At 66.8% G+C, this 15,493-nt stretch carries 17 protein-coding genes; 3 read left to right on the top strand and 14 right to left on the bottom strand.

What is annotated here, in order from left to right:
• Positions 1-54: 54 nt before the first annotated feature.
• The 14 genes from I8N54_RS06315 to I8N54_RS06250 form a co-directional block, all read right to left on the bottom strand.
• A complete protein-coding gene (locus tag I8N54_RS06315) occupies positions 55-477 on the bottom strand; it encodes a hypothetical protein (RefSeq protein WP_140193368.1) in 423 nt (140 codons plus the stop codon).
• A gap of 129 nt (positions 478-606) precedes the next feature.
• On the bottom strand, positions 607-885 hold the full coding sequence (locus tag I8N54_RS06310; RefSeq protein ID WP_140193369.1) for a hypothetical protein: 279 nt from the start codon (positions 883-885) through the stop codon (positions 607-609).
• A complete protein-coding gene (gene nuoF / locus I8N54_RS06305; RefSeq protein ID WP_140193370.1) occupies positions 882-2,168 on the bottom strand; it encodes an NADH-quinone oxidoreductase subunit NuoF in 1,287 nt (428 codons plus the stop codon). The genes I8N54_RS06310 and nuoF overlap by 4 nt, the downstream gene beginning before the upstream one ends.
• A gap of 21 nt (positions 2,169-2,189) precedes the next feature.
• Positions 2,190-2,414 carry a DUF5337 domain-containing protein gene (locus I8N54_RS06300; protein ID WP_140193371.1) on the bottom strand — a complete coding sequence of 75 codons (225 nt, stop codon included), beginning with the start codon at positions 2,412-2,414 and terminating at the stop codon, positions 2,190-2,192.
• A 22-nt stretch (positions 2,415-2,436) separates the two neighbouring features.
• Positions 2,437-3,408, bottom strand: coding sequence for a hypothetical protein (locus I8N54_RS06295; protein ID WP_197097485.1), 972 nt, complete (start codon positions 3,406-3,408; stop codon positions 2,437-2,439).
• A gap of 417 nt (positions 3,409-3,825) precedes the next feature.
• Positions 3,826-5,106 (bottom strand): NADH-quinone oxidoreductase subunit E, encoded by a 1,281-nt coding sequence (locus tag I8N54_RS06290; RefSeq protein WP_140193372.1) that lies wholly within the window; start codon positions 5,104-5,106, stop codon positions 3,826-3,828.
• Between the two features lie 108 nt (positions 5,107-5,214).
• On the bottom strand, positions 5,215-5,508 hold the full coding sequence (locus I8N54_RS06285) for a hypothetical protein (protein WP_140193373.1): 294 nt from the start codon (positions 5,506-5,508) through the stop codon (positions 5,215-5,217).
• Between the two features lie 204 nt (positions 5,509-5,712).
• A complete protein-coding gene (locus I8N54_RS06280; RefSeq protein ID WP_140193374.1) occupies positions 5,713-6,936 on the bottom strand; it encodes an NADH-quinone oxidoreductase subunit D in 1,224 nt (407 codons plus the stop codon).
• The gene (locus I8N54_RS06275) at positions 6,933-7,556 is read right to left on the bottom strand and encodes an NADH-quinone oxidoreductase subunit C (RefSeq protein WP_408635352.1); all 624 of its coding nucleotides are present in this window, start codon (positions 7,554-7,556) and stop codon (positions 6,933-6,935) included. Before I8N54_RS06275 ends, I8N54_RS06280 begins: the two co-directional genes overlap by 4 nt.
• Before the next feature lie 44 nt (positions 7,557-7,600).
• A complete protein-coding gene (locus I8N54_RS06270; protein ID WP_140195585.1) occupies positions 7,601-8,167 on the bottom strand; it encodes a NuoB/complex I 20 kDa subunit family protein in 567 nt (188 codons plus the stop codon).
• Between the two features lie 252 nt (positions 8,168-8,419).
• Entirely contained in the window at positions 8,420-8,785 is a 366-nt protein-coding gene (locus I8N54_RS06265; RefSeq protein ID WP_140193375.1) for an NADH-quinone oxidoreductase subunit A, read from the bottom strand.
• A gap of 52 nt (positions 8,786-8,837) precedes the next feature.
• The gene (locus I8N54_RS06260; protein ID WP_140193376.1) at positions 8,838-9,533 is read right to left on the bottom strand and encodes a flavodoxin family protein; all 696 of its coding nucleotides are present in this window, start codon (positions 9,531-9,533) and stop codon (positions 8,838-8,840) included.
• Between the two features lie 88 nt (positions 9,534-9,621).
• Positions 9,622-10,827, bottom strand: a complete 1,206-nt coding sequence (locus I8N54_RS06255; RefSeq protein ID WP_140193377.1) for a DegT/DnrJ/EryC1/StrS family aminotransferase — start codon at positions 10,825-10,827, stop codon at positions 9,622-9,624.
• Positions 10,828-10,866: 39 nt separating this feature from the next.
• Positions 10,867-11,529, bottom strand: a complete 663-nt coding sequence (locus tag I8N54_RS06250; protein ID WP_140193378.1) for an HAD-IA family hydrolase — start codon at positions 11,527-11,529, stop codon at positions 10,867-10,869.
• 101 nt (positions 11,530-11,630) lie between these two features.
• On the opposite strand from I8N54_RS06250, the gene glmU reads away from it, so the two are divergent.
• Genes glmU through I8N54_RS06235 form a run of 3 tightly spaced genes read left to right on the top strand, consistent with a single transcriptional unit; the run spans position 11,631 to position 15,480 of the window.
• Positions 11,631-12,983: a bifunctional UDP-N-acetylglucosamine diphosphorylase/glucosamine-1-phosphate N-acetyltransferase GlmU gene (glmU, locus tag I8N54_RS06245; RefSeq protein WP_140193379.1), complete on the top strand. Its 1,353-nt coding sequence runs from the start codon at positions 11,631-11,633 to the stop codon at positions 12,981-12,983.
• Between the two features lie 2 nt (positions 12,984-12,985).
• Positions 12,986-14,803, top strand: coding sequence for a glutamine--fructose-6-phosphate transaminase (isomerizing) (gene glmS / locus I8N54_RS06240; RefSeq protein ID WP_140193380.1), 1,818 nt, complete (start codon positions 12,986-12,988; stop codon positions 14,801-14,803).
• Positions 14,800-15,480, top strand: coding sequence for a DNA alkylation repair protein (locus I8N54_RS06235; protein WP_140193381.1), 681 nt, complete (start codon positions 14,800-14,802; stop codon positions 15,478-15,480). Before glmS ends, I8N54_RS06235 begins: the two co-directional genes overlap by 4 nt.
• Positions 15,481-15,493 lie beyond the last annotated feature (13 nt).

The raw sequence follows: 15,493 nt of genomic DNA, 5'->3' as shown, positions 1-15,493 counted from the left end.
CTGTCCTCCGTCGGTGCCCGCACCAGTTAGCGCCGCACCGACGAAGGAAAAGCGTCAGGGTGTCTCGCCGTCCGACGGGGCGGCAAGCGCGGGATCATCCGAGTCGGCGGGCGCGGTCACGAGCGCGGGGGTTGCCGGGTCGGGACGGCTGCATGGTCCCTCGATCACCCACGCGCCGCTCGACTGGCGGTCGAGCTCGCGTCCCGCCCATTCCGATTCGATGTAAGGGCGCTTGTTCTGGCAGTAGTTGAGGTAGGCCTTGATCGCCGTCTCGCGCTCCGCCGCGCCGACGCTGACCGAGTAGGTGTCGCCCGCACCGGGCACCGCGAGCACGCTGTAAGTCACGCCCTCGACGAAGACGAGCAGCGGTTCGGGCGGCGGCGGCGGCGCGGCCGGCTCCACGCCCGGAAGTTCGATCTGGTCACAGGCGGCGAGCGCGAGCGAGAGGCTGGCGAAGATGATGGCGGCTCTGGTCATGTCCCGGTCTCCTTGATGCCGCCCGGTCATAGCCCGAAGTCTGTGTCTTTCCCAAACTTTTCCCGTCACGCGGGAAAAAGTCTTGCGAGCTATCCGATAGTCCTTCGAGAGTCCCGGCGCTCCGGGATATCAGGCGCAGCCCGGCGGCGGCGTGAAGCGCCAGGCGCCCGCCTCGCCCTCGACCGGCATCGCGATGTCGATGAGGATGTCGAGAAGAGTCGTCTCCGGCGTGATGCCGCAATAGCTCATCACCTCGAGCGCCGCGTCGGAGACGCTGTCACCCCGCGCGACGAGCACGCCGTCGACCGTCTGAACGTCGGCGGCCGCAAGCGGCTCCCCCGATGGCATGCTCGTCTCACCCGTGCAGGCAGCGAGCATCACGACCGGGAGAAGCGCCGCGATCCTCATTCGGCGGCGACCGGGATGCGCTTGTGCTTGATGCGGTCCTCGATCTCGTCACGGAAGTTGCGGATCAGGCCCTGGATCGGCCAGGCCGCCGCGTCGCCGAGCGCGCAGATCGTGTGGCCCTCGACCTGCTTGGTCACGTCGAACAGCATGTCGATCTCTTCGACCGACGCCTCGCCCCGGACCAGCCGGTCCATGACCCGCATCATCCAGCCCGTGCCCTCGCGGCACGGCGTACACTGGCCGCAGCTCTCGTGCTTGTAGAACTTCGACAGCCGCCAGATCGCCTTGATGATGTCGACCGACTGATCCATCACGATGACCGCCGCGGTGCCGAGCCCGGACCCGAGCTCACCCCGCAGGTAGTCGAAGTCCATGATGGCGTCCTTCATGTTCTCGCCGCGCACGCACGGAACGGACGAGCCGCCGGGGATCACCGCCTTGAGGTTGTCCCAGCCGCCGCGGATGCCGCCACAATGTTTCTCGATCAGTTCCTCGAAGGAGATCGACATCGCCTCTTCGACGACGCAGGGCCGGTTCACGTGGCCGGAGATCGCGAAGACCTTCGTGCCCGCGTTGTTCTGCCGCCCGAAGGAGGAGAACCACTCGGCGCCGCGACGCAGGATGGTCGGGACAACTGCGATCGATTCCACGTTGTTCACGGTGGTCGGGCACCCGTAAAGGCCCGCGCCGGCCGGGAACGGCGGCTTCATGCGCGGCATGCCCTTCTTGCCCTCGAGGCTCTCGAGCAGCGCGGTCTCCTCGCCGCAGATATAGGCCCCTGCCCCATGGTGCAGGTAGAGGTCGAAGTCCCAGCCGGAGCCGGAGGCGTTCTTGCCGATCAGGCCGGCCTCGTAGGCCTCGTCGATGGCGCGCTGCAGCGCCTCTTTCTCGCGGATGTATTCGCCGCGGATGTAGATGTAACAGGCGTGCGCGTTCATCGCGAAGGAGGCGATCAGGCAGCCCTCGACCAGCGTGTGCGGGTCGTGGCGCATGATCTCGCGGTCCTTGCAGGTACCGGGCTCGGATTCGTCGGCGTTGACGACGAGGTAGGCCGGCCGGCCGTCGCTTTCCTTGGGCATGAAGGACCACTTCAGACCCGTCGGGAAGCCGGCGCCGCCACGGCCGCGCAGGCCGGAGGCCTTCATCTCGTCGATGATCCAGTCCCGGCCCTTCTTGATGATGTCGCCGGTGCCGTCCCAGTGGCCACGATCCTGGGCCCCTTTCAGGGTCCGGTCGTCCATGCCGTAGAGGTTGGTAAAGATACGGTCCTGATCTTTCAGCATCTCTGTCTCCTTGGCGCCGGCCTAGTCGCGCTTGTCGCGGGACTTCTGCCAGATACGGGCCGTGACAACCAGTGCCCAAATGAACGCAGCTATCGCGATCAGATAGAACAGGAATTCGTAGCGAACCGGAAGCCCGAGGCCGCTCACGATCACCGGCGCGAGGATGGCGAGCACCCCGCCCGCCGCGATCGCGATCCCCGCCTGCCGTGCCTGGCGGGCGACCGCCCTGTCCTTGTCGTCAGTCATTCTCTTCCCCGGTGGCGCGTCTTCAGTAGACGTCGCCCTTCTTCACACGTCCGGAGAAGTCGGTCGACCCGCCACTGGCAAGGGTCTTGGCCTGTTCGATCCAGTTGTCGCGGCTGGCGCGGCCCCGGAAGCCGGTGATGTTGTCGTCGATCCAGGCGAGTTCCTTGTCGGTCCAGCCCGCGATCTGGTCGAAGTGATAGATGCCGAGGCCGTTCAGCATGGCCTCCAGCTTGGGCCCGACACCCTTGATCTCTTTCAGATTGTCGGGCGATCCGTCGCGCGCCTCGGTCAGCGCCTCCGGGCGGTCTTCCTCCGCCGGTGCGGTGGGCTCGGACGCAGCAACGGGGGTATCCTCGATCGGAGCACCGCCGCCGTCCGTCGCACCGATCGAGTCGGCGGTCGTCTTGGAGGCAGGTGCCGGCGTCTCCTCCTCGTCCGGGGAGGGTTCGACGTCCCCCGCCTCGCTTCCCGCGCCCGACATGCCGACGGCACTGTCTTCCTCGACCGCAGGCGGCGGCTCCACCGTGTCGGTCCCCGTTGACGGCTCGACGCTGTCCGCAACGGTCGGCGGCTCTTCCTCGATGCCCGTCGCGGTGTCGCCATCGTCCGGCTCGGCCTTGTCGGCCTCGCTCTCCGCGACGGCCACTTTCTCTTCCCCGGCGGGCGCGGCGACCGGCATCGCGGGCGTGCCGGGCACGGCGGACGTATCGTTGGTCGGCGCGCCGGACCCGACCGCGGCGCTGTCGCTCGGCAGGGTCGTCGGCTCAGGACCAGCATCCGTGTCGGTGCTGGACGCGCTCCACGGATAGGAACCGCAAACCAGCGTCATCATCAGGAGCCCGGCCAGCACGCCGACGAAGATCCCGACGATCAGGCCGGGAAAGAACCCGAGCCACCCGGCGATCCAGCAGACCAGCGCGACGACGACACCGGCCACAGCGCCGATCAGCCAGCAGCGCTGCTGGCATTCTCTTTGTTCTGAAGTCAAAGCCATGAGAGTTCCCCCAATTCCTTTTGACAGCAGGCGGAGGCCGGAGGGCCGGCTCCTCCTTTTTCATCGAAAGCCTAGCGTCAAAGCAGCATGGCCCGCCAAAGGAAAACCTCTGCTTGGGGGTATGGTCACGGCAACGTTGTGTTTTTGTATCGTGCAATCGGGGCTTGGACAGGTGGCGTGCTGCATTGTGCGGCAGGGCTCGATCGCCATTTGAGAGAACCGACAATAGCAGAACGCAAGCCTCTGGTATCATGCAACAAAGCAAGATTTCCGGTCGGCAGAACGCGCCAAGCCACGCCAGACGCCCGACCACAAAAAGAGAGGCCGGCCCGAAGGCCGGCACTCGCAATTGCTTACGAATTGATCAAATTGACCCGGTGAACCACAAGACGCCCGAATCGACCGGGCGGCACGGGATCACTTACCGTCGAGCTCTTTCGCCTGGCTCACCCAGTCGTCGCGCTCGATCCGGCCCTTGAACTTCAGCCGGTTGTCGACCCACGCGATCTCCGACGGCCCCCACGAGGCAATCTGCGAGAAGTGGTAGAAGCCCATCTCGTTCAGCAGTCCTTCGAGCTGCGGCCCCACGCCCTTGATCTTCTTCAGGTCATCCGCCCCGCCCTCGCGCGGAGCGCTCAGCAGTTCGGGCTCGGATTCCTCGGCGCTCTCGGAGGGCGTGTCGGAGGAGCCGGTATCGGACCCGGACGCATCCCTGCCCCCGGCATCGCCGGACGGCGCGACCTTGCGGGCCTCTTCCGTGGCTTCCTCGGACGGCTCGTTGCCGCCGACATCCTCGTCCGGACGGCCGGTCGCTTCGGCCTCGGGCGCTTCACCCGGCGCTTCGGAGACCTTGTCGCTCGCCTCGCCCACGTCGCGGGGCGCTTCCTCTTCCGCTGGCGTGCGGCCACCCTGCGCGCCCTGCGGACCGGCAGGCGGCATCAGCTCGTCGCGGACAGCCTCGCTCACGTCGCCGTTCGCCGGACGTCCGCCGGCATCGCCCCACGGCGCGCTGAGCGCGACTTCGGTGCCGTCGATGCGCTTGATCGTGTCGCCGATGTCCGTGGCCAGCGCGACGGAGGCGTTGTAGTCCGGGCGGCCTTCCTCGTGATCCTTCAGCGAGGTCAGCCCATCGAGAGGCTCGGACGCGTAGCGGCCGTTCTGCGGGCCCGGCGTCGGCACACGACCGGCAGCCATCTCGTCGAGGATCTCGCCCAGCTTCTCGACCGTGAGGTCCTCGTAATAATCCTTGCCGATCTGCGCCATCGGCGCGTTCGCGCAGGCGCCGAGGCACTCGACCTCTTCCCACGAGAATTTGCCGTCGGCCGACAGCTCGTGCGGGTTCTTGGAGATCTTCTCCTTGCAGAGGCCCATCAGGTCCTCCGCGCCGCAGATCATGCAGGACAGCGTGCCGCAGACCTGAACATGCGCGACGGAGCCGACCGGCTGCAGCTGGAACATGAAGTAAAACGTCGCGACCTCGAGCGCGCGGATGTAGGCGAGGCCCAGCATCTCCGCGACATGTTCGATTGCCGGGCGGGACAGCCAGCCTTCCTGTTCCTGCGCGCGCCAGAGCAGCGGAATGATCGCCGAAGCCTGCCGTCCTTCCGGGTACTTGGTGATCTGCGCCTCTGCCCAGGCCTTGTTGTCGGGCGTGAAGGCAAAGCTCTCAGGCTGATCGTGGTGGAGGCGGCGGAGCATGGCGGATCCTCGTTCGTCGACATCGTTCACGGGCGCCGTCGCCCGCGAACCTCGCTCACCTCCTATAGCGCCTGCATCACGGGGTGCAACCGAGCGATAGGCCGCAGGTCACGCTGCGGCGCAGGTCCCGACATTCAGGCGGAAGCCGCCCTGCCCGGTATCCGACAGTTCGCCCCGCCGCGCGGTATATTCGGTGATCTGTCGCAACTTGCCCGAGTCGAAGCCCGTACGCTCTTCCACGACGGCGGCCTGCGTGTCGTTGGTGACGTCGCAGCCCGCCTCGACCACCGCCGCGCGGAAGATGCCGACCTCGTCTTCCGTCACGCCCGCAGGCAACGGAACTTCCGTCGCGCAAGCGGCCAGTGTCAGGACAAAGGGGATCGCGGCAAGCGCAGCTCTCATGGTCGGTTCTCCGGTCCAGAGCGTGGATTTCGGATCACCCTACGCGCTCCGCCCCCATCACGAAATACCCCGCCGGGGATTCGGCGGAACTCTTCGCAGACAGGTTCAGGGAACGGAGGTGGCGATTAAGCCCGGGACCGGAACGGTGCCTCGGTCAGCAGCCGCGCCAGTGGCACGAACCGCACGACCAAGGCACGAACTTGTTTACCGGTCGACTTCGCCGAACACGATGTCGAGCGAGCCGAGGATGGCGGACACGTCCGCCAGCTGGTGGCCCTTGCAGATATGATCCATCGACTGCAGGTGCGGGAAGCCCGGCGCCCGCAGCTTGGCGCGGTAGGGTTTGTTGGTCCCGTCGGCGACAAGATAGACCCCGAACTCGCCCTTGGGCGCCTCGACGGCGACGTAGCATTCGCCTTCCGGAACGTGGAAGCCCTCGGTGTAGAGCTTGAAGTGATGGATCAGCGCTTCCATCGAGGTCTTCATGTCGCTCCGGCGCGGCGGGGTCAGCTTGCCGCGGGTCAGGACGTCGCCCTGGTTCTCGGGCATCTTCAGCTTCTCGCAGGCCTGGCGGATGATCTTGGTCGACTCGCGCATCTCGGCCATCCGGACGAGGTAGCGGTCGAAACAGTCGCCGTTCTTGCCCACGGGCACCTGGAAGTCGAACTCGTCGTAGCACTCATACGGCTGCGAGCGCCGCAGGTCCCAGGCGAGGCCGGAGCCGCGCACCATCACGCCGGAATAGCTCCAGTCGAGGATTTCCTGCTCGGACACGATGCCGATGTCGACGTTACGCTGCTTGAAGATCCGGTTCTCGGTCAGCAGCCCGTCGATATCGTCGAGCACTTGCGGAAAGACCTCGGCCCAGGCGTCGATGTCGTCGATCAACTGCGGCGTGAGGTCCTGGTGGACACCGCCGGGGCGGAAGTAAGCGGCGTGAAGCCGCGCGCCACTGGCCCGCTCGTAGAAGATCATCAGCTTCTCGCGTTCCTCGAAGCCCCAGAGCGGCGGCGTCAGCGCGCCAACGTCCATGGCCTGCGTGGTCACGTTCAGCAGGTGGTTCAGGATGCGGCCGATCTCGCAATAGAGGACGCGGATCAGGCTGGCGCGGCGCGGCACCTCGGTGCCGGTCAGCTTCTCGATCGCCAGAACCCAGGCATGTTCCTGGTTCATCGTGCCGACGTAGTCGAGCCGGTCGAAATACGGCAGGTTCTGCAGGTAGGTCCGGCTTTCCATCAGCTTCTCGGTGCCACGGTGAAGCAGCCCGATATGCGGGTCGCAGCGCTCGACGATCTCGCCGTCGAGCTCCAGCACCAGCCGGAGAACCCCGTGCGCCGCAGGGTGCTGCGGGCCGAAGTTGATGTTGAAGTTGCGGATCTTCTGCTCGCCCGTCTGGGCGTCGTCGAAACCTTTGGAGCCGTCCATCATTTCGCCTCCCCCTTCTCGTCACCGGGAAGGATGTAGTTCGCCCCCTCCCACGGGGACATGAAATCGAACTGCCGGTATTCCTGAACGAGGTTCACCGGCTCGTAGACCACGCGCTTCTTCTCTTCGTCGTAGCGGACCTCGACATAGCCGGTCGTCGGGAAGTCCTTGCGCAGCGGGTGGCCCCGGAAGCCGTAGTCGGTCAGCAGCCGCCGCAGGTCCGGGTGACCCGAGAACAGGATGCCGAACATGTCGAAGATCTCGCGCTCGTACCAGTTGGCGCAGGGGTGCGAGGAGACGATGGAGGGGACCATGTCCTCTTCCCGGACGTCGACCTTCAGGCGGATCCGCTGGTTCTGGTACATCGACAGCAGGTGGTAGACGATCTCGAACCGCTTGGCGCGGCCGGGATGGTCGACGGCAGTGATGTCGGTGAGGGTCGAGAAGCGGCAGGTCGGGTCGGTGCGGATGAACTCCACGAAGCCCGGCAGGTTCGGCAGCGCGACCTTCACGGTCAGCTCGCCGAAATCGACGGACCAGCTCGCCACGCAATCGTTGCGCTTGGCGTCGAGGTAGCCGCCGAGCTCCTTCAGCGTGTCGGTCAGCTGTGCGTCATCGAGCATCTGTCTTCCTTTCCCTCAACCCGTCTGTGCCGGACAGGCGTCCGTCAGCGGGCGATCGTCCCGGTGCGCCGGATTTTGCGTTGCAGCTGGAGGATACCGTAGAGCAGCGCCTCGGCCGTCGGCGGACAGCCGGGCACGTAGACGTCCACGGGCACCACGCGGTCGCAGCCCCGCACGACGCTGTAGCTGTAGTGATAGTAACCGCCGCCGTTGGCGCAGGATCCCATCGAGATCACGTAGCGCGGCTCGGGCATCTGGTCGTAGACCTTGCGCAGCGCGGGGGCCATCTTGTTGGTCAGCGTGCCGGCCACGATCATCAGGTCGGACTGGCGCGGGCTGGCGCGCGGCGCGGTGCCGAACCGTTCGAGGTCGTAGCGCGGCATGGAGACGTGCATCATCTCGATCGCGCAGCAGGCGAGGCCGAAGGTCATCCAGTGCAGCGAGCCGGTGCGCGCCCAGTTGATGACATCCTCGGTCGAGGTGAGCAGAAAGCCCTTGTCCTGAAGCTGCCGGTTGAGCGCGAGCGTCGCCGCCTCATTGTCGCCGCCGGCGGTGTTCGCGCCGTAGGGCGTCAGGCTCGAGGGGCCGGTTTTCACCCGGTCATCCTGCATGCCGTCGCCCTGGACCTCGGTGACGAGTTTCTCGTCGGTCGATGCCATTGCCGGCCTCCTTAGTGCCAATGGTCGCGGCAGCACGCCGCAACCTGCCGTGTCGGTTTCGATTTATGCGCCTGCGGCGGGAGGGTCAACAAGGCGCGGCGTCCCTGCGTCCCCGCGACACGGCTTATTTACGTCGCCGACAGCAAAAGGCCCCGCCCGGTGTCCGGTGCGGGGCCGTCAGTCCTTGCGGCGCTGCCGAAGCGGTCACTCCCACTCCAGCGCGCCCTTCTTCCATTCGTAGGCGAAGCCGATCGTGAGGATCCCGAGGAAGACCATCATGGACCAGAAGCCGACCATGCTGACGTGCTGGAACGCGACGGCCCAGGGGAACAGGAAGGCGACCTCGAGGTCGAAGATGATGAACAGGATCGAGACGAGGTAGAATCGCACATCGAACTTCATCCGCGCGTCGTCGAAGGCGTTGAAGCCGCACTCGTAGGCGCTCACCTTCTCCGGGTCGGGATTGCGGACGGCGATCAGCGCCGCGGCGCCAAGGAAGACAAGCCCGAGCGCGATGCCGAGGCCGAGGAAGACCACGATGGCCAGGTATTCCCTGAGAAACTCTTCCATGATGCTCTCCGCAAGAAGTTCTGATCCCGATTACCCCCCTGCCCCGGCATGGTCAACCGGGCGGGGTGTGGTCCAGCGTCACGTCCTTGAGTGTCCGTCGGTCGTTTCCCTCTGACGGGATACCGCCCTTCAGCATCCGCGCGAGATGGACGAGGTTCCAGCTCATGATCGTGGTGTTGCGCGCCGTGAAGGCGTTGTCGAACCCGGCCCGTCCGCCCTCGGTCTCGTCGCCGTAGGAGGGCCCCGGCCCCGCCTCGCCGATCCAGCCGCAGTCGGCCTGCGGCGGAATCGTGTAGCCGAGGTGGTTGAGCGCGAAGGTCAGCGTCATCGCGGCGTGTTTGATGCCATCCTCGTTGCCGGTGACGACGCAGCCTGCCACCTTGCCATAGAAGGACGATTGCCCTTTGTCGTTCAGCTGTCCCGACATGGCGTAGAGCCGTTCGATCAGCACCCGGCAGACCGAGCTTTCCTCCCCGAGCCAGAGCGGCGTGCCGATGACGAGGATGTCCGCCGCCACGACCTTCTCCCAAAGCGTGGGCCAGTCGTCCCGGTCCCAGCCCTTCTCGGTCATGTCGGGATAGACGCCCGGCGGCACCTGGTAGTCGAGCATGTGCACGATCTCTGTCGCGACACCCGCGCGCGCCATGATGTTGGCGGAAGCGTTCAGCAACAGCCTGGTGTGGCTCTCCGACGCTGTCTTCTCGAGGCTGGTGTTGAAGAACAGGGCTTTCAGGGTGCTGTCGGACATTGCTCTACTCCCGGACACGCGTCCGGACGGCACAAGTACACAACCGGACATCTGTCCGAGACCTAGCATACCCCGGTGTCGCGGCCAGCTACTCCGCCGCCGCCTGCCCCTGGTAGACGGCCGAGACCTCCGCCCGGATGATCCGCGCGATCAGCTCGCAATCTTCGACCGAGAAGGTCAGCGGCAACCGCATGTCCAGCAGCCCGGCAAGCACCCGGTCCGTCATCGGCAGGTCCGGCACTGGCGCGTAGCGCCAGCTGTCGTAGCGCGAGGTGAAGGCGACCGGCTCCGCCGCGCCGAACCACTTCAGCTCCACCCCCCGTGCTGCGCAGCGGGCGACCACGTCCCGCACCGACGCCGCATCCCAGCCCGACAGCAGCACCTGAATGGAGGAGCCGACAAACCGCTCCTCCGCGGGCCGGTCGATGACGGTCAGGCCCGGCGTGTTCCGCAGGCCAGCCTCGACGGCGCGGTATCGCTCGTTCCAGCGGTCGACCTGCCGCTCCAGCGCGCGAAGCTGCGGCCGCAGGATCGCCGCCCGCAGATTGTCCATCCGGGAGGAAACGTTGGGCACGTCGTATTTCACCCGCTCGAACACCTCTTCCGGGGGACGCGACCGGTGCCGCCCATAGAGCATGTAGCTCCCCGAGCCGATGATCGCCCGCGCGGCAACCTCGTCGTCGTCGGTGATGAGAAAGCCGCCCTCGCCGGAGTTCATGTGCTTGTAGGTCTGCGTCGAATAGCAGCCGACCAGCCCGAACCGGCCCGAGGGCACGCCGTTCCACGCCGCGCCCATCGTGTGGGCGCAATCCTCGATCACAGTGATACCGGCCTCGCGACAGATATCGGACAGCCGCTCCATGTCGCACAGATGTCCGCGCATGTGCGACAGCAGCAGAACGGACGCCTGTCCGACTTTGGACGCCAGGTCGTCCAGATCGATCACGAGGGCCTCGTTCGTCTCGACATAGACCGGCTCCGCCCCGACAGCCGCGATCGCGCCGGGCACCGGGGCCAGCGTGAAGGCGTTGGTCAGGACCCTGTCACCCGGCACCACCCCGATCGCCCGCAGCGCCGTGGTCATCGCCGCACCGCCCGAAGCCAGCGCCAGCGCGTAGCGCGCGCCGGTGAAGGCGGCGAACTCCTCCTCCAGCAGAGCGACCTCGCCCGCTTCGCCCGGCACCGTGTTGTAGCGGTGGATGCGCCCGTGGCGCAGGACGGAGAGCGCGGCCTCGATCCCCTCGTCCGGGATCGGTTCCTGCTGGGTGAAACTGCCGGTGAAGCGTTCTTTCATGGTCAAAGTGATGCGCCCGCCCCTGCCGCCGGTCAATGGTCAGAGATCGAGGCCGTCGACGACGTCCGGCAGCTCGGCGAAGCTGGCGATCGTCGCGTCGGGGCCGAGGTGGCGCACGTCCTCCCCCGCCGGGCCGAAGGTGACGAGAACGCAGGGCACCTCCGCGGCCTGCGCGGTCAGCCGGTCCGTCTCGGTGTCGCCGATCAGGCAGGTCCGCGCCGGATCGGCACCGAGCCGCGTGACGGCCTCGACCAGCGGCGCCGGATCGGGCTTCCGCACCGGCAGCGTGTCCGCGCCGACGAGCGAGCCGAAGGCGTCGCGGAAATCGAGCTCGCCCATCAGCTTCTCGGCGAGGCCCGAGGGCTTGTTGGTGCAGATGCCGACCTTGTAGCCGCGCGCGGTCAGCTCGGCGACGGCCTCCCGCGCGCCGGGATAGAGCTTCGTCTGGCGGCAGATGTCGGCGTCGTAATGCGCCAGCAACTTCGGATGCTCGGCCTCGACGAGGGCCTTGTCGTGCTCGCCGATCCGGGAAAACCCGAGCGTGAGCATCGCCTTGCCGCCGTGGAACGCGGTTTCCGCGTCCTCTTCCGGGTTCAGAAGGTCGCCGTGCCCGAGGTCCCGGAAACAACGGTTGGCCGCCGCGATCAGATCGGCGGATGTGTCGGCGAGTGTGCCGTCGAGATCGAAGATGACGCTTTTCATGATAAGGGTGTAACCAGTGGTCACCTGTTGTGAAAGCGCGGCGGGTTGAAGCAGGCCGCACACCCGTTAGAAGGTGGCGCACAACAAAGAGCGAGGCAGTCATGGGCACGGCATTGATCCTGTTGGCGGCAGGACTGGGCACACGGATGAACTCCGACATGCCGAAGGTCCTGCATCAGGTCGCCGGCGCGCCGCTGCTGATCCACGCGATGAAGAGCGCCGCCGCCCTGACGCCCGAGCGCACCATCGTCGTCGCCGGTCACGGCGCCGACGCGGTGGAGGCCGCGGCAAAAGATTGGGACGAGGACGTGCGCGTTGCGCTCCAGACCGAACAGCTCGGCACCGGGCACGCGGTGCTGCAGGCGAAAGAGGCGCTGGCAGGCCATACGGGCGATGCGATCGTGCTCTACGGCGACACACCCTTCATCCGGCCCGAGACGCTCGAGGCGATGATCGAGGCTCGCCAGTCCCATGCCGTTGTCGTGCTGGGGTTCGAAGCGGCCGATCCGGGACGTTACGGGCGACTGGTGACCGAGGGGGACGACCTGCTGCGCATCGTCGAGTTCAAGGAAGCGACTGACGAGGAACGCGCCATAACCCTCTGCAATTCCGGCGTGATCTGTGCGGATGCCGAGGTGCTGATGGACCTCGTCGGGGCCGTCGGCAACGACAATGCGGCGGGCGAATATTACCTCACCGACATCGTCGAGATCGCCCGCGACCGGGGGCTGACCGCCACAGTGGTGCGCTGCGATGAGGCCGAGACGCTTGGCGTGAACACCCGCGCCCAGCTTGCCGCCGCCGAGGCCGCCTTCCAGGTCCGCGCCCGGGCCGAACTGATGGAGGACGGCGTGACCATGACGGCGCCGGAAACCGTGTTCCTCGCCCACGACACCGTGATCGGGCGCGAAACGATCGTCGAGCCGAACGTCGTCTTCGGCCCCGGGGTGACGGTGGAATCCGGCGCGCGGATCCGCGCGTTCAGCCACCTCGAGGGCTGCCACGTCAGCCAGGGGGCCGAGGTCGGGCCCTACGCCCGCCTCCGGCCCGGCGCCGAGCTGTCCGAGCGCGCCAAGGTCGGAAACTTCGTCGAAGTGAAGAACGCCACCCTCGCCGAGGGCGCGAAGGTGAATCACCTCACCTACATCGGCGATGCCAATGTCGGCGCGCGCAGCAATATCGGCGCGGGCACCATCACCTGCAATTACGACGGCGTCTTCAAGCACCACACCGAAATCGGCGCCGACGCCTTTATCGGATCCAACACGATGCTGGTCGCCCCGGTCACCGTCGGCGCCGGCGCGATGACGGCGAGCGGGTCGGTCATCACCCGCGACGTGCCGGACGGCGCGATGGGGATCGGGCGGGGACGGCAGGAGAACAAGGCGGGCTTTGCCACCCGCATGTTCGAAAAGTTAAAGTCCATGAAGGCCAGCGGGCCGAAAAGGGGTTAGAAATGTGCGGAATCGTAGGGGTCCTCGGAGACCACGAAGCGGCGCCTCTGATCGTCGACGCCCTCAAGCGGCTCGAATACCGGGGCTATGACAGCGCCGGGATCGCCACGCTCGACGGAGGCCGGCTTGACCGGCGTCGCGCGGTCGGCAAGCTGGTCAACCTCTCCGATCTGCTGGTGCATGAACCGCTGCGCGGCAAGGCCGGGATCGGCCATACCCGCTGGGCCACCCACGGTGCGCCGACGGTAGGCAACGCGCACCCGCACCGCTCTGGCCGGGTCGCAGTCGTACATAACGGCATCATCGAGAACTTCCGCGAGCTGCGCGAGTTTCTCGCCGGCCACGGCATCCACCACGAGACCGAAACGGACACCGAGACGGTCGCCCTCCTCACCGAACATTTCCTCGCGCAGGGCCTGTCGCCGCGCGACGCGGCGGAGCAGACGATCGCGAGGCTCGACGGGGCCTATGCGCTCTGCTTCCTGTTCGAGGGCGAGGAAGACCTGCTGATCGCCGCCCGCAAGGGGCCGCCGCTGGCCATCGGCCACGGCGACGGAGAGATGTACGTCGGCTCCGACGCGATCGCGCTCGCCAACCTGACAGACCGGATCACCTATCTCGACGAGGGGGACCGGGCCGTCATCAGCCGTACCTCGATCGAGATCCGCGACGCGAACGGGCGCATCGCGAACCGCCCCGTGAAGCTGATCCAGCTCGATTCCGCCCAGGTGGACAAGGCCGGCTACAAGCACTTCATGGCCAAGGAAATCGCAGAGCAGCCCGCTGTCATCACCCAGACCCTGCAGGCCTATCTCGACGGTGACCGGATCCGGCTGCCCGAGCCGGGGATCGACTTCGCAAGCCTGGACCGGCTGACGCTGGTGGCCTGCGGAACGGCGCACTACGCCTGCCTGACGGCAAAATACTGGTTCGAACAGCTCGCCGCCCTGCCCGTCGACATCGACGTCGCGTCCGAGTTCCGCTACCGCGAGCCGCCGATCCCGGCACGCACCGCCGCCATCTTCGTCAGCCAGTCGGGCGAGACGGCGGACACGCTGGCCGCTCTGCGCTACGCACAGGGCAAGGCAGAGATGATCGGCGCCGTGGTGAACGTGGCCGAAAGCACGATCGCGCGGGAGAGCGACATCGTCCTGCCGATCCACGCCGGGGCGGAGATCGGGGTCGCCTCGACCAAGGCCTTTACCTGCCAGCTGACCGTGCTGCTGTTGCTGGCGCTCAAGGCGGCGCAGGATCGCGGACATCTGTCCGACAGCGACATGGCCGAGAAGCTCGGCCTGGTGCGCTCGCTCCCCGGCATCCTGAACCAGGCGCTTGCCATCGAGGAGCCGGCCTCCGACATCTCCCGCCGGCTGAGCGAGGCGCGCGACATCCTGTTCCTGGGGCGGGGCATCATGTACCCGCTGGCGCTGGAAGGTGCGCTGAAACTCAAGGAAATCAGCTATATCCACGCCGAAGCTTATGCATCGGGCGAACTGAAGCACGGCCCGATCGCGCTGATCGACGAACATGTGCCGGTGATCGTCATGGCGCCGCGCGACAACCTGTTCGACAAGACGATTTCCAACATGCAGGAGGTCATGGCGCGCGGCGGACGCATCTTGCTGATCTCGGACCAGGCGGGGATCGAGCAGGCGGGATCGGGCGTCTGGAGCGCCTTGCCGATGCCGACGGTGGACCCGCTGCTGACGCCGATCCTCTACGCGCTTCCCGCGCAGCTGCTCGCCTATCATACGGCTGTCCACAAGGGGACGGACGTCGATCAGCCGAGGAACCTCGCCAAGTCGGTGACGGTCGAGTGACACCGGAGGCGGCGCTCGAGGCGCTGAAAGGCGCGGCCGACTGGCACAAGGCGGAGCAGATGGCCGCCTACCACAAGGTCGAGCGCACCTACCTCGGCGTCGCCAACCCCGCGATCGACGCCAGCACGAAGAGCTGGCGGCAGGAGCTGAGCCTCGACGAGCGGCTGGCGCTGGCGGACGGGCTCTGGCGGACGGATGTCCACGAAGCGCGGATCGCCGCGGCGAAGCTGCTGACGCAGGCGCGGATCCGGCCCGACGATTCGGCGGCCTGGGCGCTCGTCTCGGGTTGGCGTCACGAGTTCGACGCCTGGGCGATCGCCGATCACGCCGCCATCGCCGGGCAGAAGCGACTGGTCGCCGATCCCTCCCGGCTCGACGAGGTCGAGGACTGGACCCGGTCGGAAAACATGTGGGTGCGCCGCGCGGCGCTGACCTACACCCTGCCCTGGACCAAGCAGAACAACCCGAAGCCGGAGGAGCTTGTCGCGCGCGACCGGATACTCGGCTGGGCGGCGGGCTATGTCGACGACCGGGATTGGTTCATCCAGAAGGCCATCGCGTGGTGGCTGCGCGACCTGGCACGGCACGATCCGGCGCGGACGCGGGCGTTCCTGGACGCGCATGGCGGGCGGATGAAGCCGTTCGCCCGGAAGGAAGCGGCGCGGCATTTGGCATGAGCGGGGGATGCGC

The sequence above is a fragment of the Pelagovum pacificum genome, from assembly GCF_016134045.1.
In the GTDB taxonomy this organism is placed as follows: domain Bacteria; phylum Pseudomonadota; class Alphaproteobacteria; order Rhodobacterales; family Rhodobacteraceae; genus Oceanicola; species Oceanicola pacificus_A.
The sequence above is the reverse complement of the archived record's forward strand: the minus strand, read 5'-3'. Positions and strand labels throughout refer to the sequence as shown.

Bases quoted from the DNA above. Each gene is read 5' to 3' on its own strand.
- I8N54_RS06300 (WP_140193371.1), bottom strand. From the start codon at position 2,414: ATGACTGACGACAAGGACAGGGCGGTCGCCCGCCAGGCACGGCAGGCG.
- I8N54_RS06270 (WP_140195585.1), bottom strand. From the start codon at position 8,167: ATGCAGGATGACCGGGTGAAAACCGGCCCCTCGAGCCTGACGCCCTAC.
- I8N54_RS06310 (WP_140193369.1), bottom strand. From the start codon at position 885: ATGAGGATCGCGGCGCTTCTCCCGGTCGTGATGCTCGCTGCCTGCACG.
- I8N54_RS06280 (WP_140193374.1), bottom strand. From the start codon at position 6,936: ATGATGGACGGCTCCAAAGGTTTCGACGACGCCCAGACGGGCGAGCAG.
- I8N54_RS06255 (WP_140193377.1), bottom strand. From the start codon at position 10,827: ATGAAAGAACGCTTCACCGGCAGTTTCACCCAGCAGGAACCGATCCCG.
- glmS (WP_140193380.1), top strand. From the start codon at position 12,986: ATGTGCGGAATCGTAGGGGTCCTCGGAGACCACGAAGCGGCGCCTCTG.
- glmU (WP_140193379.1), top strand. From the start codon at position 11,631: ATGGGCACGGCATTGATCCTGTTGGCGGCAGGACTGGGCACACGGATG.
- I8N54_RS06250 (WP_140193378.1), bottom strand. From the start codon at position 11,529: ATGAAAAGCGTCATCTTCGATCTCGACGGCACACTCGCCGACACATCC.
- I8N54_RS06290 (WP_140193372.1), bottom strand. From the start codon at position 5,106: ATGCTCCGCCGCCTCCACCACGATCAGCCTGAGAGCTTTGCCTTCACG.
- I8N54_RS06265 (WP_140193375.1), bottom strand. From the start codon at position 8,785: ATGGAAGAGTTTCTCAGGGAATACCTGGCCATCGTGGTCTTCCTCGGC.
- I8N54_RS06315 (WP_140193368.1), bottom strand. From the start codon at position 477: ATGACCAGAGCCGCCATCATCTTCGCCAGCCTCTCGCTCGCGCTCGCC.
- I8N54_RS06260 (WP_140193376.1), bottom strand. From the start codon at position 9,533: ATGTCCGACAGCACCCTGAAAGCCCTGTTCTTCAACACCAGCCTCGAG.
- I8N54_RS06285 (WP_140193373.1), bottom strand. From the start codon at position 5,508: ATGAGAGCTGCGCTTGCCGCGATCCCCTTTGTCCTGACACTGGCCGCT.
- I8N54_RS06295 (WP_197097485.1), bottom strand. From the start codon at position 3,408: ATGGCTTTGACTTCAGAACAAAGAGAATGCCAGCAGCGCTGCTGGCTG.
- nuoF (WP_140193370.1), bottom strand. From the start codon at position 2,168: ATGCTGAAAGATCAGGACCGTATCTTTACCAACCTCTACGGCATGGAC.
- I8N54_RS06275 (WP_408635352.1), bottom strand. From the start codon at position 7,556: ATGCTCGATGACGCACAGCTGACCGACACGCTGAAGGAGCTCGGCGGC.